Origin of the sequence: Myxococcus faecalis (assembly GCF_050039385.1) — a bacterium.
GTDB lineage: Bacteria > Myxococcota > Myxococcia > Myxococcales > Myxococcaceae > Myxococcus > Myxococcus fulvus.
The window spans coordinates 8,945,611-8,970,506 of sequence record NZ_CP144336.1; the positions used below are offsets into that span (position 1 = coordinate 8,945,611).

General features: G+C 69.3%; 3 protein-coding genes (1 of these 3 running past the window's edge). All 3 read left to right on the forward strand.

The features are described from left to right. Tightly spaced (each overlapping or abutting the next), the 3 genes in view from VZQ01_RS36095 to VZQ01_RS36105 form a layout consistent with a single transcriptional unit that may run on beyond the window. A protein-coding gene (locus tag VZQ01_RS36095) for an IPT/TIG domain-containing protein (RefSeq protein WP_426745920.1) crosses the window boundary here: on the forward strand, positions 1-9,042 show its end. Its footprint begins 23,037 nt before the window's first position; the window shows 9,042 of its 32,079 coding nt (coding positions 23,038-32,079); its start codon lies off the left edge, out of view; the stop codon is at positions 9,040-9,042. Further along, positions 9,039-9,983 carry a peptidylprolyl isomerase gene (locus VZQ01_RS36100; protein ID WP_426745921.1) on the forward strand — a complete coding sequence of 315 codons (945 nt, stop codon included), beginning with the start codon at positions 9,039-9,041 and terminating at the stop codon, positions 9,981-9,983. The genes VZQ01_RS36095 and VZQ01_RS36100 overlap by 4 nt, the downstream gene beginning before the upstream one ends. After that, a complete protein-coding gene (locus VZQ01_RS36105) occupies positions 9,980-24,883 on the forward strand; it encodes an RHS repeat-associated core domain-containing protein (RefSeq protein WP_426745922.1) in 14,904 nt (4,967 codons plus the stop codon). The genes VZQ01_RS36100 and VZQ01_RS36105 overlap by 4 nt, the downstream gene beginning before the upstream one ends. Positions 24,884-24,896 lie beyond the last annotated feature (13 nt).

A 24,896-nucleotide genomic window follows, 5' to 3' on the forward strand; every position in this document is an offset into this window, starting at 1 on the left:
CAGTCGCAGCCCGTGGTGTCGGTGGCCACGCTCCGCATGGAGTCGGTGGCCAGCGGGCCCGAGGTTCGCGACATCGTCGGGCGCTCCGTGGATGCCAATGGCCGCTACTCCGAGCCCCAGGTCATCCAGGTGACGGTGAATCCGGATGTCACTCCGCCCACCCTGGCGTGGGTGGCGCCGACCGACGGTAGCGAGGTGGCTTCTGGTACGGCGCTGGAGCTGCGGCTGACCGTCACGGACAACAACCCCGTCACCTCCGTCTCCGTCACCCAGGCGATGGGTGTCGAGAGCGCCGTGCCGCTGGCGTCCTTCCAGCGTCCCCCCGCGGGGATTCGCTGGGTGGCGCCTTCCGTGACGGAGCGGACGCTGGTTCGCCTGCGGGTGACCGCGAAGGATGTCCGTGGCAACGAGGCGACGAAGGACACCGTGGTCACCGTGACGCCGCCTCTCGCGTCCGGGCGGCCCATCGTGGCCATCCGCTCACCGGCGGCGGGGCAGGCGGTCTCCGAATCCTCCAACCTGAACACGCAGGTGGATGCGACCTCGCCCGCGGGCATCGCCTCCGTGCGCCTGTCGTTCGACGGCCAGGAGGTCACGCTCACGCGGCCGCCCTGGACGCACGTGTTCCCGGTGCCGATGACCCACGGGGCTGCACGCCGCGCCGAGCTGCGCGCGGTGGCGGTCGACGTCAACGGCCAGGAGAGCGAGCCCGCGCTCCAGGACGTCGTCATCCAGGAGACCCTCGGCTCGACGCCGTCCTTCACCGTGGCCACGCGCCCGTCGGGGCCGGTGTGGCTCGGTGGCTCCACGCTGCAGGTGAATGGCGAGGGGACCGACGGAGGCGTGGCGCTGTCGGCCTTCGTCCAGGCGGCTGATGCCTCCGTGCCCTCCGTGGGGGGTGCTGCCTTCGAGCTGCCCGTGGCCCGCGAGCACGACGCTGTCGTCGCCTCGGTGCAGGCGGATGAGTTCGGTACGGGCAACCTCGTGCGGACGCGCGAAGGCCGCCTGGCGGTGTTCGCCCGAGAGGGCGCCACGGTGCGCCCGGTGTCGGGCGCCGACGTGAAGGCAGTGGTGGTGCGCGGCGACACGTGGGCGGTGCTGCGCGACGACGGGGCCGGCCAGAGCCTCGTGGAGCTGCGCGCGCGCGCCACGCTGGACGTCATCGGCTCGCGGACGCTCGTGGGCCGCGCGGTGGGACTGGCCTTCGTGGAGGACCGTCTCGCGGTGGCCGTGAGCCGCCTGGGGACGGGCGCCATCGAGTTGCTGTCGCTGCCGGACTTGTCCATGTCGGCGACGGTGGAGCTGCGTGGGCCGCCCTCGGCGGTCGCCTCGGTGCGTGGCGGCCTGCTCGTCGGCACGAACGAGGGTGTGGAGGCCCGGAACGCGCGCGGCGAGCTCCTCTCGCTCGTGCCACTGGACCGTGTCGTCGCGCTCGCGGCGAACGGAACGGACGCGGTGGCGCTGCGCGAGGGTGGCCATGTGGGCCTGCTGGACATGACGGCGCTTCATGCGCCGCGGGTCGTGCGGACACACTCGGACGCGACGGGGGCCACGGCGGTGGCGCTCGTCGGGCAGATGCCTTGCGCGGTGGGCACCTCGGTGCAGTGCTTCAGCGCGGCGGGCTCCCTGGGCACGCTGCCGCTGGACTCGTCCGCGGTGTCGGCCACGGCCTTCGGGCCATGGCTGGTGGTGGGAACAGCTCGGGGTGCACGCATCTTCGACGCGGCCTCGACGCCGGTTCCGGATGCGGGTTACCCCCTGGGCTCGGGTGATTTCCCAGCGGTCGTGGGCCATGTGGCCATCGCGGGAGGGGACCTCTTCGCGGCGGATGCGCGGGCGATCTCCCGCCTGGCGCTGGCGCGTGGCCCGGCCCAGCCCATGGTGACGCTCGGGGCGCCGGATGGCGGCGTGGCCGGCACGCGGCTCCTGCTGTCGCCGACGATGCAGGACGACGAGGGCCTTGCGCTCAACGCCTACACCGCGGAGCTGCGGCTGGACGGGCGGAGCGTCGAGGTGCTCGACAGCCGGCTGCCGGGCGCGGTGGACATGCCGCGCGATGGCGGGTCGGCGGCCCTGACGCTGCACGTGCGCGACCACGCTGGCAACCGGGTGAGTGCCTCGGCCACGGTGGCGCTGGGGACGCCGGATGGCGGGCCCGCGCTGGTGGCCCTCCGGGCGCCCGCCTCGGGCTACGAGGACACCCACCTGTCGGTGGTGCCCGTCCCGGCCGAGCCGGCCCGCGTGGACCGGGTGGTCGTCGAGCTGGCGACGCCGGGGGCTGGCGGAGCCGTCGTCGCGAGCGCCGAGGGTATCGCGCCGACGTTCGCCGTGGACCTGGCTGTGCCGCTGCTGGGGGCCGAGCGCCGCCCGGCAGGGGACTACGTCCTGAGGGCCATCGCCTACGACCGGAGCATGCAGGGAGCGGTCTGGGAGCAGCCCATCCTGATTCTCGGGGCGCAGGCCGGCCCCACCTTCTCCCTGGCCCGGTTCGAGAACGAGGGGACCCTGGTGCCGGAGGGCACCTCCCTGTCGGTGAAGGCGGTCTTCCTCGCGGGCGAGTCGGATGTGGCGCAGGTGCGCTTCTCCGTCGATGGCAAGGAGCAGCAGCTCGCCAGCAGCGCGCCCTTTGTCGTGGTGCTGCGCATGCCGCGGCCGAACGAGCTGAACGAGGGCCCGTGCCCCGGGGCCGTCAAGCTGACAGCGGTTGCCATCACGAAGGACGGGCGTGTCTCGAGCAGCGGCGCGCCACTGTGCGTGCAGGTGGTGGAGGACGACGTGCCGCCAGTCATCGGCGCGTCGCAGTTCGTCGTCGAGCCCGCTGGGGAGACGGTCGTCGCCGGAACCACCGTGCTGGCGCGTCTGTCGGCCAGTGACGAGGTCGGCGTGGAGTCGCTGTCGCTTCAGGCGTTCCTGGCAGGCGACCTGGTGGCCTCGGGTGGGACGACCCTGTCCTTCAAGGTGCCCGGGAACACGCGGGTGGACACCTCCTTCCAGGTGGTGGCGAAGGCGAAGGACCGCAACGGCATCGAGGCAACCCAGATCCGCACGCTCCGGGTGGTGGCGCCCGTGCTGCCTGATGCGGGAAGCGTCTCCGGTGGGGCGTTCGCGCGCGCCGGGAAGCTGACGCTGCGTGGAGACCTCGTCGCCGTCACGACCCCCACGGGCGTGGTGCTCGGACGACTGTCGCACCGGCCCGTTCCGTCCGTCACGCCGCTGGCCACGCTGCCCTATGCCAGCGAGCCCACGGGCGTCGCCTTCTCCGACAACCTCCTCGTCGTCTCACGCGGAGCGGCGGGCGTGGATGTCATGGACATCACCACGCCGGAGCAGCCCCGCTTCCAGGGCAACGCGGCGGTGTCGTCGCCGGCCCTGGCGGTGGCGAGCGCTGGCGTCGTCGTCATGTCCGAGCAGAACTCCGTCAAGGGCGTCGACCTGTCGGACCCGCGGCGTCCCGGAATTGGGAGCAGCTTCCTGGACGACGGAGTGCTCCTGGCGCTGAACCCGGATGCACTCGTCACCGGCCGCACCGGCTCGGTCCGCGTCCTGCCCCTGAACGGGGAGGTGATGGGGAACACCTGGGCGGTGCAGGGGACTCCACGCGCGGCGCGCCTCACCGGCGACGTCTTGATGGTGGGGACCAGCGAGGCGCTGGAGTTGTTGCCGCTGGACATGTGGCTGCCCCGGCAGAAGCTGGGCCTGGGCACCGGCGTCCGGGCCCTGGCCGTGGCGGGCGGAATGGCCTACCTGTCCTGCGAGGACGGGCTGCTGCGCATCGTGGACGTGCGTGAGCCCCGGGCTCTCCGGGTGGTCGCCGTGGAGCCGCTGGTGGCCACGTCGCTCACGGTGTCCGGGGGCCTGTTGGTGGCGACCACCGCGTCGGGGCTCGACCTGCGGGCGCTGCACGTGCCCCAGGTGGCCCTGTCGCCTGAGGCCCTGGGCTCCTTCGACACCAACGCCACGGCGCTGGTGGCCTCCCGGCGCGGCGCGCTGGTGGCCTCGGGCAATGGCGTGCGCCTGCTGGACCTGGTGGACCCCGCGGCGCCCGTGGTGGCGCAGACGTTCCACGAGGGCGCGTCCGCGCGCCAGGTGGAGCAGGTGGGGCACGACGTCTTCGTGCTCGGCCAGGACCGGCTCGCGGTCTGGGTCGAGCAGGGTGATGGCTCCTTCCTCCAGCCCACGAGCGATGTCGATCGGCGCACACGCCTGGACGACCTGGGCCCCGTGGGGCGGTTCCATGCGGCCCAGCGGCGGCTGTGGGCCATCGGCGCGAGCCGGCTGTCCTCGATGACGCTTCCGCAGGCGCAGGATGCACGGCAGCTGGAGCTGCCGGCGGCGCCGGTGGACGTGTCGGGTGACGAGCGCCGCGCGGTGGTGGCGCTGGGTTCGGTGGGCTTCGCGCTGGTCGAGCTGGACCCGACGGGAGGCCTGGCGCTGCGCACGATGGTGCCGGGCGCGGCCGTGGACGCGGTCGCCCTGGATGGGGACCTCGCCGTGACGGGAGACGTGACGGGCTTCCAGGTCCATGACCTGAGCGGTGCCGTGCCCGTGCTCCGTGGCGTGGGCAGGACGGACGCCCCGGTGCTCCGCATCCGGCTGGCCGGACGGCTGGCCCTGGTCGTCACCGGAGCCGGAGTGGAGGCCTGGGACCTGACGAGCGAGACGACTCCGGCACGGGTGGCGTGGCTGGCGGTGGACGACGCCAGGGACGCGCGCCTCGTGGGCGGACTCGTGGTCGTGGCGGCCGGTGCGGGCGGCGTGAAGATCTTCCCCGCGCCGGACGAACGGGTCGCGCCCTCCGCGCGGCTGGTGCCCGCGACGCCGGTGCTCGACGTCAATCCGGGTCAACTCATCACGCTCGAGGCGCTCGTGTCGGGCCTGCGCGTCGACGACGCGGAGCTGCTCGTGAACGGACAGCCCTGGCTGCGACTGGACACCGAGGAGCCTCGGGCGTACTGGCAGGTGCCGGCATCGGCCACCCCCGCGACCCGGTTCATGCTTCAGGTGCGTGCGCGGGGCGCGGGCGGCGTCGAGTCGCTGTCGCCGGCGCTCAGCCTCCGGGTGCTCGGGTCGACCTCGACCGGGGCTCCGGTCGTGAGCTTCAACGGCCTTCCCCCAGACGTGCCTTACAAGCCAGGGCAGCCGCTGAACCTGAGCGTGAGCGTGACGGGCGGACTGCCTCCGTACACGGTGACGGCCCACCTGGATGGAACGGTCCTCGGTTCACTGTGGCCTTCGTTGCCGCACTCGCAGCAGTTCGCGGGGACGCTGCGCCTGCCAGCCTTCGGCTCACCGCTGCCTGACGGCGTGCTCAGTGTCACCGCCGTCGACAGCATGGGGAGGCAGGCGACCATCACCCACGCCCTGTATCTGAGCGTGGACCTGGGGGCGCCCACCACGCTGAGCGAGCTGCCGACGCAGCCTCTGCGCATCCTGCCCTTCGTCAACACGTTCAACCTCTACGCGAGGGACGATGGCCCTTCGACGCTGCGCCTGTACGTGGATGGGACGCTCGTGGCGTCCGCGTCCAACCTGGTGGCGAACGGGAATCAGTACTGGCTCCCCGTCACCCTCCGGCTCTCTCCGGACCTGTTGGGGAAGACCGTGCGCCTCAAGGCCGTGGTCGAGGACTTCGCCGGCAATGCGCCGACCGAGAGGACCCGGGACTATGTCGTGGAGCCGGATGGCTATGCGCCAGAGATCTACGAGTACTCGAGTCTCCCGAACGACGCCCAGGAGGGCGGCACCTACGCGTACGACTTCCGCGCGTCAGACGTGGAGAACGACCTCGACAAGCTGGAGGTCTTCTCCGTCGTGGGTGGCCGGTGGATCGAGGAGGGTCAGGTCGAGGGAGGCACCCGCCAGTTCCTCAAGTCCGGGGGCTCCCCTCTGACTGGCTCGTACACGGTTCCCCGGCTTTCATCGATGGGAGGCCGGAACTTCGTGTGCCTGCTCGTCGTCGCGACCGACCGGGCGGGCCACAAGAGCGAACGGTCCTTCTGTCAGTTCGTGCACGCGAACCCTGGCCCCGCCATTTATGCGGAGGTCGAGAACCGAGGTTCGGTCCTGGAGGGGATTCCCGCGGGCTACCCGGTGAACATCCGCGTGACGGCGACCGATGGTGTGCATCTGGTGGCCGATCTGCAGGTGAACGTCATCAGCCCACGGGGCTCGTTCCCTGGCTCCGCGATGTCGTGCTTCCCCAGCCGCGAGGAGTGCACCAGCCGCGTGGAAGACGTCATCCTGATGGAGGGCGAGTCGCTGCGCCTGGTGGTCACGGCGCGCGACGATCAGGATGCTGTGACGGCCTCCGATCAAATCGTCATGGCCAGCCCCAACGAGCCACCCGAGCTTGAGCTGTCCGCGTCGGCGAGCTACGCCCTGGTGGGCTCGACCGTGAATGTGCATGCCAGCGCTTACGACGAACTACGCCTGTCGGCGGCGGAGCTGGCCGTGGAGCAGTCCGACGGTGGCGTCGTCACCCTGGCCTCGTGGTCCGAGAATGGGACCGAGACGAAGTTCGTCGAGTTCACGCAACCCCATACGGCCACCGCGCCCGGGACGCTCCGCTTCGTCGCGAGCGCAACGGACTACCCGGGGCTGGACGGTGGAACGGAGCTCCGCCTCCAGGTGTTCCCCGAGGAAGCCGGGAGGACGTGTGAGACCGCGGTGCCCATCTTCGCCGGTCAGCACTTCAAGCCCATGATGCAATCCCTGAGTCCGGCGTTCGAGGCTTGTGGCCTGACGCTCACAGAGGGCGCATGGTTCGAGCTTCCGTTCGATGGGCCCGTGGAGCGGGCCACCTTCTATGCCTCCACCACGGGCCCCTGGCACGAGCCCTACAAACTGCCGTTCGTGGTCGTCCAGGAGATGGAGGCGGGGACCTGCAACGCGGTGGGGGCGCCGAAGTGCTCGCTCAACTGGCAGGGCACCACCCCCGAGACCTACTCGTACACCGTCACCAACGTGTCGAAGAATGCCCGCGTCTTCCTGGGGGCGCTGCCCGACTTCCGGGGCGTGTCCATCGGCTCCGCGGAGCTGGGGAAGGACGCGCGGTGCGTGCCCGGCGTGTCCAGCTTCACCTGTGCGCGCGGGCGCTGCCTGCCGACGGGCGCGTCACTGCCCGACGGAATACCGGAGCACCGCTGCCACGTGCCTCAGTGTGACGACGGCGTGGACAACGAGACGGGCGCGGCCGTCGACGGCCTGGTGGACTACCCGCATGACCCGGGCTGCGCTTCGGCCGATGACGACAGCGAGGATGATCCAACTCCGGCGCCCGAGTGCGCTCCGGGCAGCACGGGTGATCCGGACGGGGACGGCCACGGAACCTGGCCGGCGGATCCCGGCTGTGGAAGCGCGAGCGGGAATTCGGAGTCTGGCAACGGCGAGAGCTGCGCGGCGCCCATCGATTTCAATGAGCTCTCAGCGAATGGCGCGACCCGCGTTCAGCTCGATTTCACCACCGCGGCGGATGACGAGCAGCTCCGCTGTGGGACTCCCGGTGCCGTCGACCGGGTGGTTGGCATCCGGGTGCCTGAGGGAGGCCATCTGAACGTCCGTGGAGACAACCACATCACCGCGCTCTCGCTGCGGACGGCCTGCGGCCGCGACCTCCGGGACATGGGGTGCGAGCTGCCAGACGATGGCTCCTCCTGGGACGCCGGCACCGGCTCGGCGCCCATCGAGGCCGACGTGTACCTGGACTCGGCGGAGACGGTCTATGTGGTGGCCGAGGGCGCGGGGGTCGCGACACTCGAGATCGCTCACGAGCTGGCGTCGGGTGCCCCGTGCGACCCCTCGCACCCCTGGGCAATCTGTCACTCCTCCGAGCGGTGTCTACCCAACGCGGATGCGCCCGGGTACTCCTGCGGCACACCGCAGTGCAACGACGGCGAGAACAACGACGGGGACGAGGACGCCCTCCGGGACTACCCGAACGATCCGGGCTGCACGGACCCGTTCGACAACAGCGAGTCAGACCCGGTGCCTGTCCCGGAGTGCGCCGATGCAACGGACAACGATGGCGACGGGTTCAACGACTACCGCGATGACCCCGAGTGCCGGAGTGCTTCGGACGACAGCGAGCGCTACTGCGGCGAGAACATCGCGACCGGGGCCTTCCCCATCGTGGTCAGCGGGTCGCTTGGGGGCTCGAGGGATCTCAGGTGGAGCTGCACGGAATCGAGCAGTCCCAACAAGGTCTACGACTTTGTCGCGCCCATGCGAGGGCACTACCAGGTGACGCTGCAGACCGACTCAGAGGCCTTCCTCAGCATCAGGAGTGGCGGCTGCAGCGGCGACGTCATCGGCGACGCGTGTGGTTTGACCGATGGGGCGGGACTGCTGACCCGGGGGCTGCAACTGGAGCAGGGTCAGCACATCGTCTTCGTGGTCGAGACCGACCGAAGGGTGGGGCCGTTCACCCTCACCATCCAGGCACCCACGCAGTGCAGCAACGGCATCAGCGATGATGACGATGGCCTCGTCGACTACCCCGCGGACCCGGGGTGCGAGTCGCCGCTGGACAACGACGAGACGGAGCCTCCCAGCCTGCCGTGTCGCAACGACAGGGATGACGACGGCGACGGGAAGATCGACAGCGACGACCCGGCCTGCTTCGGGCCCGGGGTTCAGAGCGAGACAGCCCTGTGTCAGGGATTGGAGGCCACGGAGCTGCCCTCCGGGCTCCTGCCGCTCTACGTCGACGACGTCACCTCGGGCTCGGGGGCAATCTCCTCGCAGTGCAGCTCCCCCGAGGACTCCGCGCCGGAGAAGGTGTTCCTCTGGGTGGCGCCCGCTGCGGGCCGCTACGAGCTCAACACCAACAACTCCAGCTTCAACACGATTCTGGCGGCCTACCCGCCTTCCTGTCAGCCAGCGGAGCTGTTGGGCTGTACCGACTACGGCGGCGTCACTCCGGGCGCCAGCCGCTTGGTGCTCGACCTCGAGGAGCGCCAGCCCATCCTCATCGTCGTCGACGGCGCGACTTCGCAGGACCAGGGGCCGTTCTCGCTCGGCATCCGCGAGGTGCCCGCCCCATGAGCCCGCTGGTCCCACCGCTGCTTCCCGAGTCCTTCACCCCCATGAGTCACAGCCCGCGCCCCATGTCCTCGCCCTCCGCCCTGGTGATTGCCGTGCCCCGGCTCGTGCTCACGCTGGCCGTGCTGATGCTGGTCGGCTGCAACGACCCGAAGGTCGTTGCTGAGGTCGGCAAGCGCAAGGTGACGAAGGCGGATGTGGCCGCGTGGCTCGGCTCCGTGAGCGTGCGTGAGCAGGCCTCGCCCTCCGATGCGCTGGACGCGCTGGTGACGCGCTCGCTGCTCGCGGAGGAGGCGCGCCGCTCGGGACTGCTGGAGGACGACGCGGTGAAGGCCCGCCTGGCGGCCGCCGAGCGTGAGGTGCTGGCGCAGGAACTGATGGAACGCCGTCAGGCGGTCGTCACCACGGAAGCGGCGCTGCGCAAGCGCTACGAGGACACAAGGAACTCGCTGGCCCGACGTCAGGTGTGGGTGCGGCAGATCTTCGTGAACGTCCCGTCTGGTGATTTGGAGGCGAAGGCCCGGGCGCAGTCGCGGATGAACGCCATCTACGCGCGACTGGTGGGCGGCGAGGACTTCGAGAAGGTGGCGCGCGAGGCCTCCGAAGATCCGGTGAGCGCCGCGCGGGGCGGTGACCTGGGGCCGGTGATGGAGGGGCAGGTGGACGGCAGCTTCTTCGACGAGGCCACGAAGCTCGGGCGAGGGGAGCGCTCCAAGCCGTTCGCCTCCATCTACGGGCTCCACCTCGTGGAAGCGGTGGAGGATGTGAAGACGGTGGTGCCTTCCTTCGAGGAGAGCCGGGGGAAGCTGGAGGCGGAGGCGCGCCGCGAGGTCCAGGCGAGGCTGCTGGTCGAGCTCCGGGAGCGCATCGACGTGAAGACCTACCCGGAGCGGTTGGGGACCTCTCCGGTCGCCGGCCAGACGGACGGGGGCGTTCGTCGATGATTCGCCATGTCGTGGTCGTGGGGATGCTGTTCATGGCGCTCGCCGGGTGCGGGCGTTCGCCGGAGCCTGAAAGCGCCGGGGACTCGGCGACTGGCCAGACGCGCGCCGCCGTGGTGACGACGGACGTGACGCCGCCGGTCATCACCTTCGGCACAGCCCAGGACGCGGCCGTGACGCCGCCCGCCGTCCTCACCTGGTCCATCTCGGACGAGAACGCCACCACCTATGATGCGTGGCTGGACGGCGTACCCGCGCGGAGCGGGGTTCAGGTCTCGCAGGAAGGCCGGCACGTCCTCGTCGTCGAGGCGACGGATGCCGTCGGTCTGACCTCCACGGCGGTGCTGCGCTTCTTCGTCGATGCGGCGCCCCCCTCCATCCAGGTGAGCGGCGTGAGCGATGGCCAGGTGGCGAACGCCGCCTCGTTCACCCCCGTCGTCACCGCGTCGGATTCCAACGGCGTCATCCTGGCCCTGACGCTGAACGGGCAGCCCTACACCAGTGGCACGCAGGTGACGCAGGAGGGCTGGCATTTCTTGTTCATCCAGGCCACGGACGGCGCGGGCCGGATGACCACCCGGACGGTGAGCTTCGCCATCGACCGGTCTCCGCCGGACTTCAACCTCTACGGCAAGCCCTGGGACCACGCGACGAATGTCCCGTTCTTCGCGAGCTGGTCCACCGTGGACCTGACCTCGACCCATACGGAGGCCTGGCTGGATGGCGTGCCGGTGGGGTCGGGCCCCTTCATACAGGACGAGGGCTGGCACACGTTGACGCTCCAGGCGACGGATGCCGTTGGCCTCACCACCACGCGGGTATGGCGCATCTTCATCGACACCCAGCCGCCGGACATCACGGTGTCGGGCGTCCAGGACGGCGACATCCTCGACGTGGCGAGCGTGACGCCGGCCTTCACCGCCACGGACAACGACCTGTCCAGCTATCCGCCCGTGGTGACCGCGACGCTCGATGGCGACACCTTCGCAGGTGGCACGGCGCTGGTGGACGAGCAGGACTACGTGCTCCGCGTCACCGCGAGGGACCGCGCTGGCAACGTCGCGACGCATCCGGATGTGCGCTTCGCCATCGACCGGACCGCGCCGCGGTTGGAGGTGACGGGCTTGGAGGTGCTCCGGAGCCGTACGCCCTTCACCATCGTGTTCTCCATCGTGGAACCCCACCTGGACACCTGGACGGCCAAGGTGGATGGCGTGGACTACGTGAGCGGCACGGCGGTGAGCGCTCCGGGAACACACCTGTTCTCCCTTCAGGCCCGGGACGACGCGGGCCACGTCGCGGTCTTCGAGCGTACCTTCACCCTCGACCAGACGGCTCCGTCGCTGGTGGTGACGGGCATCCCCGCCCTCACCCGGGCGGAGACCCTCACTCCGGTGTTCAGCGCCACGGATGACGGGCCGGGGCCCATCACCTACGTCGGACGTCTGGATGGCAGCACGGAGGTTCGCAGCGGCGAGCCGATGGCGGTGGGCGTGGGCAACCACGAGCTCGTCGTCACCGCGACGGACGACGTCGGGAACGAGGAGCGCAGGACCCTTGCGTTCACGGTCGACCGCACGCCCCCGGAGATCTCCATTTCGGGGGCTTCGCCGGGCCAGGTCCGAGGAGGCCCCTTCACCCTCACCTACACCGTGCAGGACGACCACCCGGGGCCCCCGGCCATTGCGAAGCTGGGGACGCAGGACTTCGTGAGCGGGTCCACCGTCTCGGACGAGGGCGCTTACACGCTCGTGGTCACTGCGAAGGATGGCGCGGGCAACGAGGCGCAGGCCTCCCTGTCGTTCACGGTGGACCTCACGGACCCCGTCGTGGAGCGAGTGAGCCCGGAGGACGACCTCCACGTCAAGGCCGAGTCGGTCGAGGTGGTGCTGAAGGCGACCGACAACCTGAGCCAGGTCACCGTGCGCTCGGGCGCCACGACCTTCGCGCGCGGGGCGGATGGGAACCACCGCGCCACGTTCGCCCTGGTCGAGGGGGCGAACGTCATCGACGTGGAGGTGTTGGACCAGGGCGACAACGTCACGAACCACCGCGTGACCGTCTTCAGGGACATGACGGCTCCGGAGCTCGTCGTGGTGGAGCCCGAGGAGGGCGGGCGCATCCGCGAGGCGCAAGTCACGGTGTCTGGCACGGCGACGGACCTGTCTCCGCCGGTGACGGTGACGGTGGGGACCTCCTCCGTCCAGGCGGACAGCCTGGGCAACTTCTCGCTCACCGTCCCGCTCGTGCCCGGTTCCAACACCCTCACCGTGACGGCCCGGGATGACCTGGGGAACTCGGTGTCGATGAACCGCGTGGTGCGCTCCAACGTCATCCTCCCGACGCTGGTCGTGACCACGCCGAGCGATGGCGCCACGCTCACCACCGAAGAGGTGACGGTCAGTGGTACCGCGGCGCCCGGTGGGAGCGGCGACCCAGCGAACGCCGTCATCGTGTCCATCGGCGAGACGGAGGTGCCCCTGGATGGCCAGGGAGCCTTCACGGCGAACATTCCGCTCGGGCTGGGCTCGAACACCCTGACCATCACCGCGACGGACCGCTATGGCCTGGTCCGCACGGAGGTGCGGACCGTCACCCGCGCCGAGCCGCCTTCGGATGGAGGGACTTGGGACGCGGGCACTCCGGACGCGGGGACCCGGGACGCGGGTACTTCGGATGCCGGCGCTGCTCGCGATGCGGGTACGGGGAGCGGCACGTCCGACGCAGGCCCCGTGGCCAGCGTGGACGCGGGCCCGGGCACGCCCGAGCCGTCGCCCGTGCTGGTGGTCGAGTCGCCGGAGGAGCAGGGCGTCTTCGGTGGGAACCACGTCGTGGTGTCCGGCCGGGTGGAGGGAGGCAAGCTCCCGCTTCGCGTCACCGTCGCGGGCGTGAACGTGCCCATCATCGGTCGTGACTTCACCAGCTCGCTGGTCTTGAACGGGGATGGCGAGCACCGGCTCCACCTCCAGGTGACGGACGCGCTGGGCCGCACGGCCACCGCGCAGCGCACGGTGGTGATGGACCGCACGGCGCCCGTCCTCACCATCACCGACCCCAGCATCAGCCCCGCGATCGTCTTCGCGTCGCCCTATCGGGTCCGGGGCACCGTGGGTGAGCCGCACCTGGTCTCGCTGACCATCAACGGCGCGCCGGTGCAGCTTCTGGCGGGCCAGTTCAGCCACGCCGTCGAGCTGGCGATGGGGGAGGGGGCGCAGACCTCCGTCCGCATCGTCGCCCGGGACGTCGTGGGCCATGTCACGGAGCGGAACCTGGTCCTCCAGGCGCAGGCCTCGTGGCCGGTCGTCCGCATCCTCTCGCCAGTCGAGGGCAGCGAGGCTCCGGGCGGGGATATTCCTGTCGTCGTGGAAGTCGACAGCCTGCGGCCGGTGACGGTCCGTGTCGGCACCGGACAGGCCATTCGCATCGGGGAGACGAACCGGTACGAGGTCCCCCACTACGCCCTCGACCTCGGAGAGAACACCATCACCGTGGTCGCGACGGATGACGCGGGCATGAGCCGCTCGGCGAGCGTGCGGGTGCGCTACCGCGACGCGCTGAAGGAGCCGCTCGCGGTGACGGGCGTGGTGCCCCGTCCGGGTGCGCAGGACGTGGAGCCGGACTCGCTCATCAGCCTCGCGTTCAACAAGCCCATCAGCGTCGAGGGTCTCGACGAGCGGATCACCGTGAAGGTGGAGGGGCAGTCCGAGCGACTCGCCGGCGGCTTCTCCGTGGCCCCGGGGGCGCAGACAGTCACTTTCATCGCCAGGGCACCACTGCCCGAGGGGGCACGACTGCGCGTGGAGGCTTCCGGATTGGCCGCCGAGAGGCCGCCGGATGCCGGAAGCGTGGGGATGACAGCGTCCTTCGCCAGCGAGTTCTCCGTGCGCCGGCCCCTCACGCGCGTGCGTGGCATCGTGACGGACACGGACTTCCGCCCGCTGGCTGGCGTGTCCGTGACGCTGGAGGCCCTGGGGCTTTCCACCGTCACCGGCCCGGACGGCAACTGGGCCCTGTTCGCCCCTCGTGGGGGAACGATGGTGGTGCGCTATGAGGGCGGCGTCACGTCGGACGGGCGCACCTTGCCCAGGGTGCGCCGCCGGCTCGTTGTCACCGAGGGAGGCGACACCCAGGACCTGCCGCTGCCGCTCACTCCCGTGGACCTGACGTCCGCGCAGATGGTGGATGCGCCGAGCACCCTGACGCTCGACTTCGCGGGGCGGCACCCGGGCCTCTCGGTGGAGATGACGGAGGCGGGGGGGCTGTCCTTCCCGGACGGTCGGACGCACGGGGTGGTCACGGCCACGGAGGTTCCCTCCTACGCGCTGCCCGTCCCCATGGAGGGCCGGGCGGCGCTCGCGTCGCTGTGGCAGGTCGGCCCCGCGGGCCTGCGGCTGGACAAGCCCGCCACGCTGCGGATGCCCAACCTCACGGGACTGCCGGAGGGGCGGTATGCACTGCTGCTCGCATATGACCCCCAGGACCATGTCCTGGAGCGCGTGGGCTTCGGGCGGGTGGTCCCCGGCGGACCGGGCCAGACGCTCGTCGTCTCCACCCAGCCGCTGCGGGTGCCTTCGGTGGAGTTCCTGGGCTACATGCCGCTGACGGACGCGCAGAGCGCGGCGGTCGCGGCGGCGCTCGGGGCGGGTGGAAGCTCGCCCGCGGACGGTGGGCTGGGCCTGCGCCTGCCCTCGGGTAGCCGGGGCCCGGCCATGCCGGCCTGGAAGCACCTGCTGTCGGCCTTCACCATCGGCGAGGCGCACGCGCAGCTCGGCGGGGTGTTCTACGGCGGGTACTCGGCGCTGGACACGATCCTCAACAACTCCGTGCCGGCCGCGTTGACGGGCTTCGTGCGCGCTCCGCTGGAGCGGCAGCTGGCGCTCCAACTGCGCCAGCCGACCGAAGCGGACTTCGGCGCGGCGGCGTCGAAGCTCGTGTCGATGCCATACACGTTGGCGCTCGACTTCTCCGCCCGCTTCGAGTCCTCGGACCCGTACGACTCGCAGAACCCGGAGACGGTGCGGCTGGTGATGGAGGCGAAGGGGCCGGGCGGCGAGGTTCTCACTCCGCCCGAGGGCGAGTCCTGGACGACGGAGGAGTACGAGGGAGAGGCCGCGCTTGCGCCGAACGTGCAACTGCCGCTGGGCACGTCGGAGATCACCCTGACGGCCTTCTCGCGCTCCAGCCACCGTGTGCTCAAGCTGGAGGCGGAGCTGAAGGTGGACGCGGATGCCGGCCCCGCTGTGCGGCTGACGCTGCGCAAGACGGTGGACACCTTCAACGAAGCGGATGACGAGGCGGTGCACAGCCCCGTTCGCTTCCAAGGTCTGCGGGTATCGGTGACGGGACCGGGCACTGGCTATGTCTCGGTGACCGGGGACAGGGGCGGGTACGGGACGCCCATCGTGTCGCTGGGTGGCGAGTCCATGGGCATTGCCTGCACGGAGGTGCCCACCGGCCCGCGCCTGGTGGAGCGCGTGGGCGCCGACGGGGTGGTGCATTACGAGCCCGTCCTCTACCAGTTCCCGGTGTGCTCGCAGACGTTCTGGGTGTCCCCGGGCCGCTCCACGCGCGCGGACATCCTGGTGGACGTGCGGATGCTGCACGGCTCGCTGACGTTCATGGGCCGTGACGGCATGGCGCTTGAGGGCACCTGTGTCGGCTCGGCAGAGACGGCCGAGGTGGACCCGGAGACAGGCGACTACGTCCGTATCGCCGCGGAGGACGTGAAGAAGACGGAGGTGCACTTCTTCCGCGAGGACGACCTGGCGAACCCCATCGCCACGTTCACCACCGGCAAGCCCAACGAGCCGGCGTGCGCGCAGGAAGGGGCGTTCGAGAAGGGGCAGCCGCATGGGTACTACGCCCGCGTGCGGACGGGGCCGGCCGCGAACATCCGACGCATGGCTCGCGAGCGCTGCCGTGAGCTGGAGCGGACGTTGGCCACGGACGCGGGCCTGGGGGACGGCGGCTCGGACGACCCGGACTGGGCCTATTACCAGGCCAACTGCCAGGACAACCGGACGAACTACCTCCGCCTCAACCCCGGTGAGCGCCTGGTGGTCTTCGCGGTGAACCATGCCACGGGTTACGCGGGCATGCGGACCATCACCGTGCCGAGCATCAACCGGGTGCTGCGCCGGGAGGACGGGACGTGCCCGCTGGACGAGTCGTCGGGCCCGCTGGAGGTGGACGAGTACGGTGAGACGCTGACGTTGTCGCGGTGCACGCAGGCCGAGCTGGGGATTCCGGCGGACCTGCGGTTGTACCCGCCGGAGCTGGAGGTCCGCGTCGCGCGGCGTACGACGCCGGAGGGTGTGCAGGTGGCGCCCAGGCCGAGCCTCATCCGCCACGGCGGAGCGGCCACGACGCGCGACGACTTCCTGCAGGTGTCCACGCACTGGCGCGTGCGCCAGACGTTGGAGTCCGACCTGGATGGCGGCGTGGACGGGGGCCATGACGCCGGTCCGCCGCCGCTGGACGCGGGCCTGCCGGATGGTGGCTTCGACGCGGACTCCTGGTGCCAGGACGCAGGGCGCCTGCCCGACGGCGGGGTGTGCGAGCCGGGCGTGATTCGCGACTGGGGGACGCCAGGCCATGCGCTGGAGGTCTTCTGCTCGGAGCTGCCGGAGGGCTCGGCGCAGCGGGTGCTGGGCCAGTGCGCGGCGGGGTCGGCGAGGGTGGTGGACGTGCCGGCGGGCGTGCCACCCCTGGCGGGCCGCATCGTGCGGGTGACCCAGACGTCGGTGGAAGAGCCGGCGGTGGTGGCGTTCCCGGTGAGGCCGGGCCGCCACACGTCCATGGTGCAGGCGTCGCTGACCTACGAGAACGATGCGGGCCAGCCGGTGGTGGTGGGGGCGCTGCCTCGGGCCAACTACTACCTGCACGTCGTGGGGCACCCGGTGCTGGACCGTGACGAGAATGACGACGGCTTCCTGCAGCCGAGCGAGCAGAGCTCGAAGCCGCCGGACTTCGCGGACGGCGTGCTGCGCCCAGAAGACCCCCCGGTGCTCGGCCTGCCGAAGTTCGCGGTGGGGCTGAAGAACGTCTACCGGCACCGCGAGGCGGACGGCACGGCGCTGGAGCGTTACGACCTGGCGCGAGAGCACGAGTTCCGCGTGCTGCAGATGGGGGGCTCTGCGGTCATCACCGCGAACACGGGCGTGGACCTCGCGGACGCGGGCACGCCGGGGCGCGTGTTGACGAACGAGGACCGGCCGAGCGCGTCCGAGGATGACCTCGCGTACGACTTCCTCCTGGAGCAGTTCCAGGAGCCGGATCAGCCGGGCCGCGCGGGAACCCTGAGCGGCGAGTACACGCTGCGGCTGGGCTCGGACGACTTCGGCATCGACTGCCCTGTGAAGGTTGACAAGGAGAACCAGAAGCTCAGCGGCTCCTGTGTGGGCGAATACCTGCCCGAGGTCCTGTCCGCCACGGACATCGTGTACTTCGAGCTGTTCCTGAGCGGGAACGCGGACAACGTCCTCTATCGCTTCAACTTCCACGGAATCTCTCCGCGCACGGACTACGTCACGGCCGGAGGCGAGGACACCGTCGAGAAGTCCCTGTCTCCCCTGCCGGAGCCCTCGGGAACGTCCCGGGCCTCCCCGGTCACCACCGCGGATGGGAAGCCGATCTCCGACAGGGCGGTCGTCTACTTCGCGCTCGAGCCGGAGCAGTTCTCCCGGGGCACGATTGATATCTGCGAGGCCGAGCCCTGCACCGGGGACGCGCTGCTGAAGCACGCGCGGCTCGAGGTGGAGAGGGTCCCCGTGGATCCGGCGAAGCCGGAAGGGGCCAAGCGTCCCTCCTACAAGATTCTCGATGAGACAGGTCGAGGCGGGCCGCTGGTTCAACTCGAGAAGTCCGGTGCGAACAACGCCCGACGCTTCTCGATGAGCGTCCCGACCGACGTGGGCACGATGATGGGGGCTCAGCGGCGCGGCAACGTGCTCGTGCTGAAGACCCAACAGGACCCGCTGTTCGCATGGATGACTCCGCCGCCGGTCCAACGGACCGAGCTCGGCGAGCCCGTGGGCCGCTACACGTTCGTCAATGCCCGCGCGCCGGGCCAGAGCAAGGTCGAGGGCATCAACCTGGCCGGTGGAAACCTCGCGCTGTCGTACGAGGACTTCTCCATTCCCCAGTTCGGAGAGTCGGTCCGGTTCGTTCGTACCTACAACAACCAGAACAACGTCACCGGGCCCACCGGCACGGGCTGGATGCACAACTACGAGGGCTTCGTCTTCGAGGAGTCGCTCGGCCGCTACACCGTCGTGCTGGGTGGGCAGTCCTATGACTTCCCGGACTGCGAGACCATCGACCCCGTCGAGAGGACGGCGGAGGGGTGCCGCACGGACACGGCGCACGGAGGAAGGCTGCGGGTCGGCGTGACGGCGCAGGGGACGCCGGACGTCGAGTTCATGTCCCAGGATGGGGTGCGCTACCAGTTCAACCGCCGCTCGAAGCTCACCACGGACCAGGGGAGCCGGCGCTGGGTGCTGACGCGGTTCGCGAGTGGCCAGGAGGTGCCGGAGGAGCCGCAGCAGCCGGACAAGGGGTGGACGCTCATCACCTATGTCGGGGACACGGACCGGGTCGAGCGCGTCACGCGGGAGCCGGGGCAGCTCAGTCTGGTCTTCACCTATGAGCCCATCCTCCCGGAGCGGGACATCTTCGGGGGCTCGCTGCCTGACAAGTACGTGGAGCGGCTCAAGGTGCGGGCCCGCATCGAGGGGCTGGAGCTGTTGTCGGAAGTCGGCATCTACTACCGGCAGGATGTGCCGGCGGACCTGGAGGACCTCGACACCGACGTCGCCCTTCATCGGGTGCGGCTCAGCCATGATCGTCATGGCAACCTGGTGCGCGCCGAGCGTCCCACGGGCCTGCCGCGGCAGGCGTGGGTGTACGAGTACGCGCCGCTGCCCGAGGGGACGTCAGGATATGCGCGGTGGCGGCTCGCCAACGAGCTGAGGACCGCGCGGTTCAAGCTGACCGCGCATCCGGATTCGGAGCCCGACCCGGATGATGCGCTGGACTTCTTCGACCAGTCGGTGACGACCTACGCCAGCTCCGGCACGTCGGAGACGTATGACCATGTGCCGAAAGAAGAGGTCATCGACTCGGCGGTGCTGTCGGGCCAGGGGCCGGACCCGCTGCGGGTGGCCTACGACGCCTCGGCTAGCAAGCGCACGGTGACGCGGCCGGATGCTGTGGCCGTCGTGTACGAGCTGAATCACTACGGCAGCGTGACGAGCCGGAAGGTGGGCTCGGCGCCTGCCCAGACAACGGTCTGGAAGGACGCGCAGATCTCCCCGGAGACCATCACCCTGCCGAACGAGCTCAAGCTCGAGTACGCCATCAATGCCTCGCACCGCCTGGAGAAGGTGACGGTGAAGTCCATCCCGGCAAACCTGCCGGACGGTGGAGTCTCGGGCGTCGCCGTGGATACGGCGCTGGTCGACAGGCGCTACACGGACGACGTCAGCCAGCGGTTCGGTGTCGCGAACATCAGCACCTTCCCGGAGCAGTCGGGCGTCAATACCGTCACGACCCAGCTCAATCCCCAGGGGACGCTGGCGAACGTCACGGTGCGAGACGCGACCAATACGCAGGTCTACGACTCCGGTACTCGCAACTACGATACGGGGGGCAAGGGCACCCTCCTGAACGCGGTCGATGCGCTCCAGCAGACCGTGGAGTACCTGGAGCCGAGTGCGCTCGGGCTGCCGCAGGTGGTGAAGATCACCCATCCGACGGCAACCAGTACAGCGCTGCGGACGCTGACCCACAGGCTCGTCTACGACCGGTATGGCCGCGTCACCCGCTCCACGGTCGAGGAGACTGGCGCAGCCCAGGAGTGGAGCTACGACAGTGTGGGGCGCCTCTTGCGCCACAAGGTCAAGGGTGAGCCGGACCAGGAGTGGTTCTATCGCTACGAGCCGGCGAATCGGGCCGTGACGCTCACGGAGACGATGCCCGCCGTGCAGCACTCCCGGACCATCGAGACGAAGGAGGAGCTTGCTGGGGAGCACGCGGGTGTCACCGTGCTGGAGAAGGTTCGCTACGGGAAGATGCAGGCGGATGCGTCCTGGCCCGAGTCCCTTCGCGTGACCTACCTGCGGAACGGGCGTCCGGTGAGCTCCGTCGATGCGCTCGATGTGAGGCGCGAGTACGAGTACGACGACAGCGGTCGGCTGACGGGTGTGAAGCTCACCCACGCGGGGGACACCACGGGCCCGGTCGCTGGCACCTACGAGGTCAAGTACGAGGACCTGGATGCGGACGGCAACCCGCGCCGTGTCATCGACTCGAATGGACTGGTCACGAAGGTGGGGTACGACGTCTTCGGGCGGCCCGTGCACTGGGATTACACGGGTGCGGATGCGATGACCGCCCGGGAGTCCGAGGAGATCCGCCGCGACTTCAGTGGCAGGGCGATCTCCCATGCCTTTGGTGGGCTGGCGCTGAAGCATGTGTTGGCGATGCAGCCAGACCCATTCGGTCGCACCACCTCGACCCAGAGCGTGGGCTTGCCGGGGGGCGTCTCCACTTCCGTCACATACGACGCGATGGGGCGCGTCACGAGCCGGAGCGACACCGTCATGGGGAGCTCCGAGACGTTCGAGTACAAGGACGCGCTTGGACGACTGACCTCCTACTCGCGCACGACGCAGTCAGGCGCCACGCCCCTCAGGCTGGAGGAGACACGCGAGTACCAGGATGCTCGTGACACGAATGGCCGCCGGAAGGTCATCATCGTCCGGAGGATTCCAGCCGCGGGTGCCTCGGTTCGTTTCGAGCGAATCGAGCAGGAGATCGATGCGGCGGACCGCATCATGAAGGAGGTCACCCGGGTGCATGGGGCCCAGGCCAGCACCCGGTACACCTACGATGCGCGCGGCAATGTGACGTCGATCACCACGCCGACGGACGAAACGACGCTCTTGCACTACGACCCTGTGGGCAATCTCCTGAAGAGGGAGGAGCCGGGCAACGCCGACGCGCCGGCAGCCATCACGGAGTTCGTCGTGGACCCCGGCTGGCGGGTGAGCCACACGCAGGGGCCTCGTACGGATGACGTGTGGGAGTTCCAGTACGACGCCTTCGGGCGGCTGACTTCCCGGAAGTTGCTGACCACCAGCACGAACACCCTGGGGGCGACCTGGACGTATGCGTATGGCGTCAAGGGCGCGAAGGGGGCCGACGGGACGGTCCCGGACAGCGCCGAGGTCGAGACGGATCCACTCAGCCGCAAGACCATCCGCTTCTTCAACGCGCGTCACCAGCTCCTCAAGGAGGTGCGTGAGGACAAGGGTGTGGCTCCCGAGAGCCAGAACACGCTCACCACGGTGCTTGCGTACGACGGGCCGTGGCTGCGCAAGCGCGTGGTGACGGAGTCGACGGCGGGCGCTCCGGGGAGCGCGTGGGTGTCCACCCTGGAGCGGGAGGACATCGACGACCGGGGCCGCTCGCGCAAGGTACGTGAGCACTGGACGGGGAGCGTCGAGTCCTCGGCGCACGCCTACGCGTACGTGACCGAGAGCCCCTGGAATGGACGGACCGTCAACGTGGTGCAGCGGGGTACGACCTCCGTGTCCGTGCGGCAGCAGGACTTCACGCTTGAGGTGGACAGTCTCGGCAATCTGATTCGCCGGACGCAGGGCGGTCTGACGGATGAATGGAGCTACGACGCCGATGGCCGGCTCGTGATGGCCGCGCCCGCGGGCACGACCGAGACATCCTTCACCTATGACGAAGGATTGCTCGTCCGCCAGGTGTTCGGCACGGAGCCCACGGCGTTCGAGTACCGGCTGGACGGCGAGCTTCGGAAGGTGACGGAGCCCTCGGGTCGCGAGCGTGAGCTGTTCTACGCGCCCCGTGGGTTGGTGGAGCGCGAGACTTATGGACTGGGCAGCGAGAAGGTGGAGACGAAGTACACCTACAACAGCGGCGGGTTCCTGAAGTCGGTGGCGAAGGGGTATGGGACTGCCGACAGGAAGGACTGGACCTTCGACTACGGGCCGCTGGGCGAGCTGCGCGGCACGACACTGCCGGGGCAGGGGACCTTCGCGTATGGGTACGACGCGCTTCGCCAATTGGTGAGCATCCGGCCGCCTGGAAGCGTAGGGGCGCTGGAGGAGTTCAAGTACGACTACCTGGGACGCAAGCTCTACCGGAAGCGTGGCGAGTCGGTATGGAGCACGAAGTGGATCCAGGGGGCTGCGGAGCGCACCAATCCGGACGATGACATCGTCGTGGCGCTCCCGGATGGCCGTGGTCGGGTCGCGTTGGAGAAGTTCCAGCCAGGGGCCTCGACGCAGGCCTACAAGGATTTGTCCGAGGTGGCCTACGCGTACGATGGCCAGGATGGCCTGCTGCGCGCGCGAGAGAGCCGGGATGGCCAGGCTGACGTCCTCAACACCTATGCCTATGACGGGCGCCACCGTCTGGAGGAGGTCGACCGCGCTGGCGACCTCGTGAAGTACGAGTACGTGTCGGGGAGTGACCGACTCCACCGACGGATGTCGCGGCGCGGAACGGAGACGGGGCGGGTCGTGGAGTACGGCTACGACACGCTGTCTCGTGTGAATTCGCTGAAGACGTTCGACGGCTTGCTGCTCCAGTCCTCACGGAGTGTCGCTTTCGAGGCGGGTGGTGAGCGCCTGGCCCGGATTGCGGATGAGGGGCCGCAGGGGCAGGTGGTGGAGAACCACTGCTACGACGGCCAGGGACGGCTGACGTCGGTTCGTGCCACGACGTTGACGAACGAGGTGGGCTGCGCGCAGTCGCCTTCCACGGCGGTGACGTGGTTCCAGTACGAGTACGACGGGCGGGGTAACCGCAAGAGTGAGCGCTTCCGCGGCACCGCTACGGCGATGGCGGAGCAGTTGACCGAGTACGGCTACGACGCAGCGGATCGACTCACGGGCGTGCGCTACCCGGCGGACAGCCAGAGTCAGCGGGAAGGCGTGCTGTACCAGCTCTCAGCCGAGGGGCTGCGCCTGGGTGAAAAGCGCGCGGCGAACCTGCCGTCGACGGTCAACCTGGACGAGCGCGGCTTCTCCGAAGTGGTGATGCCGGAGGTGGACTGGGCCTACGGCTACAACGCAGTCGGAGTGCTCCAGCGCATCGAGCAGCACGGCGCTCTGGTCACGTCGTTCACCACGGATGGTTCGGGGCGCACGAGGGGGAGGGTGGTCGCGAACGGGCCTGAGACGAAGTATGGCTGGGACGCGGCGGGGCGGCTGACACAGGTGGAACAGCCGACGGAGGGGGCCGGAGGTGGAACGGGCGTTACCCAGGTGAAGTACCGGTACGGCTTCGATGGATTGCGCCGCTCCAAGCAGGTCGGAAGCAGTCCCGCCACGGAGTATCTGTGGGACAGCTCGGGGCTGGTGGAGGAGCGCACGGGGGCCAGCCGGCTGCTCTACGAGAACCTGGGGAGCCACGTCGTGTCCGCCGGTGGTGAGCGCGTGCTACATGACGGGCTCGGCAGTGCGGTGGGGCGAGTCAAGACAGACGGAAGCCTCTCGGCTCAGTACCAATTCGACGCCTGGGGCGGGTACCGTGGCGGAACGGGCCCTGTCGCCGGTGAAGCCAGCATCGGGTACACGGGCCACGCCTGGGATGCGGAGAGTGGGCTCACCTACGCCCAGCAGCGTTGGTACGACTCGGTGACAGGGCGGTTCCTGTCCGAAGACCCGGTTGGCCCCGATGGACGGCAGCAGACACCAGGGGCGCTGAATCCTTGGCTGTATGCCGTTGCAAACCCCCTTCGGTACACGGACCCAGATGGCCGTCGGGAACTTGGCTATGGCGACGAAGGGCCGCTTCTTACAGATGAGCAGCTTGAGATGTGGCTTCGCTCAAATGAGTCAATGGACCGCAAGTGCGCCCAGGGAGATCAACACTGGTGCCGGGTCCGCACACTGGAGAAAGCTACATTCGGAACCCTGGGGGTAGGGACAGCGCTGGGAGGAGGCTCTCTTGTGGGGCCTCCTGCCCTTTCGTTTGCAAAAAGCAGCGCACTTGCGGTCTACGGCGGCACAATCGGTCCGCTGGTGGCCGGAGCGGTGGGAACCTTCCAGAGCAGAGGTCTTGGCTGGTGGAATGCTGTCCAAGTCAATGCTGGCCACTGGATGGGAGCAGCCCAGAACTTCGTCGACTTGGCTGACGATGCTGGAGTGCTTGCTGGCGAGTCACGTTTGGTGGGCGAAGTCGCTGATGTGACTTTGAGGGGGGCTAGGCGCGTTTGGTCAGATGTCTGGGATGGGACGCGTGAGTGGATTGGGCGTCAGTGGGACCGTATCCCGGTAGTTTTCCCTGAGCGAGGCTTGGTTCCGTCTCCCGCTGGGGGCCGGGCGGTGGAGCTACCTGACCTCGACGGGCCGTTCCAGATGTCCAGTGGCGCCATCCCTCCGCGCAGGAAGCTGCGTGACGGCACCTACGGTTCTGCGGTGCGGGTATCGGGGCCCTCGGTCGCGGGGCAGGTTGAGTATGGCTCTACGGACCTGGCCATGGAAGCGACTCGATTCCGACGCGACAATGGGATCGAGGGGGGGAACGTGGCTGTGTTCGAATTCGAAGATGCTGATGGAACACTGCGGACGTTTGCATTTCCTTCGATTGCACCCAATACCTATTCAGATGCGAAGGAAGGGATCCACTCGGAGTCGGTTGGGCGTTTGTGGATGGAAGCCGCTGGGGTAAAGAAGGTAACGCGCATCTACACCGAGAGAGAGCCTTGTACATTGGGGTTTGCCAATTGTAAGCGGATGTTGGATGAGCGCTTCAAACATGTTCCCGTGACCTGGAGTTTCGAGTATGGGAATTCAAAAGAGTCGCGTCAGAGAGGAAATGATGCACTGGATGCGGCTCTTAGGTCCCTTGGACTCAGAAAGTGAGGGGTAGATGTTT

What these genes read in the sequence shown, in the direction of transcription:
- VZQ01_RS36100 (WP_426745921.1), top strand. Translation starts at nt 9,039, where the DNA reads ATGAGCCCGCTGGTCCCACCGCTGCTTCCCGAGTCCTTCACCCCCATG.
- VZQ01_RS36105 (WP_426745922.1), top strand. Translation starts at nt 9,980, where the DNA reads ATGATTCGCCATGTCGTGGTCGTGGGGATGCTGTTCATGGCGCTCGCC.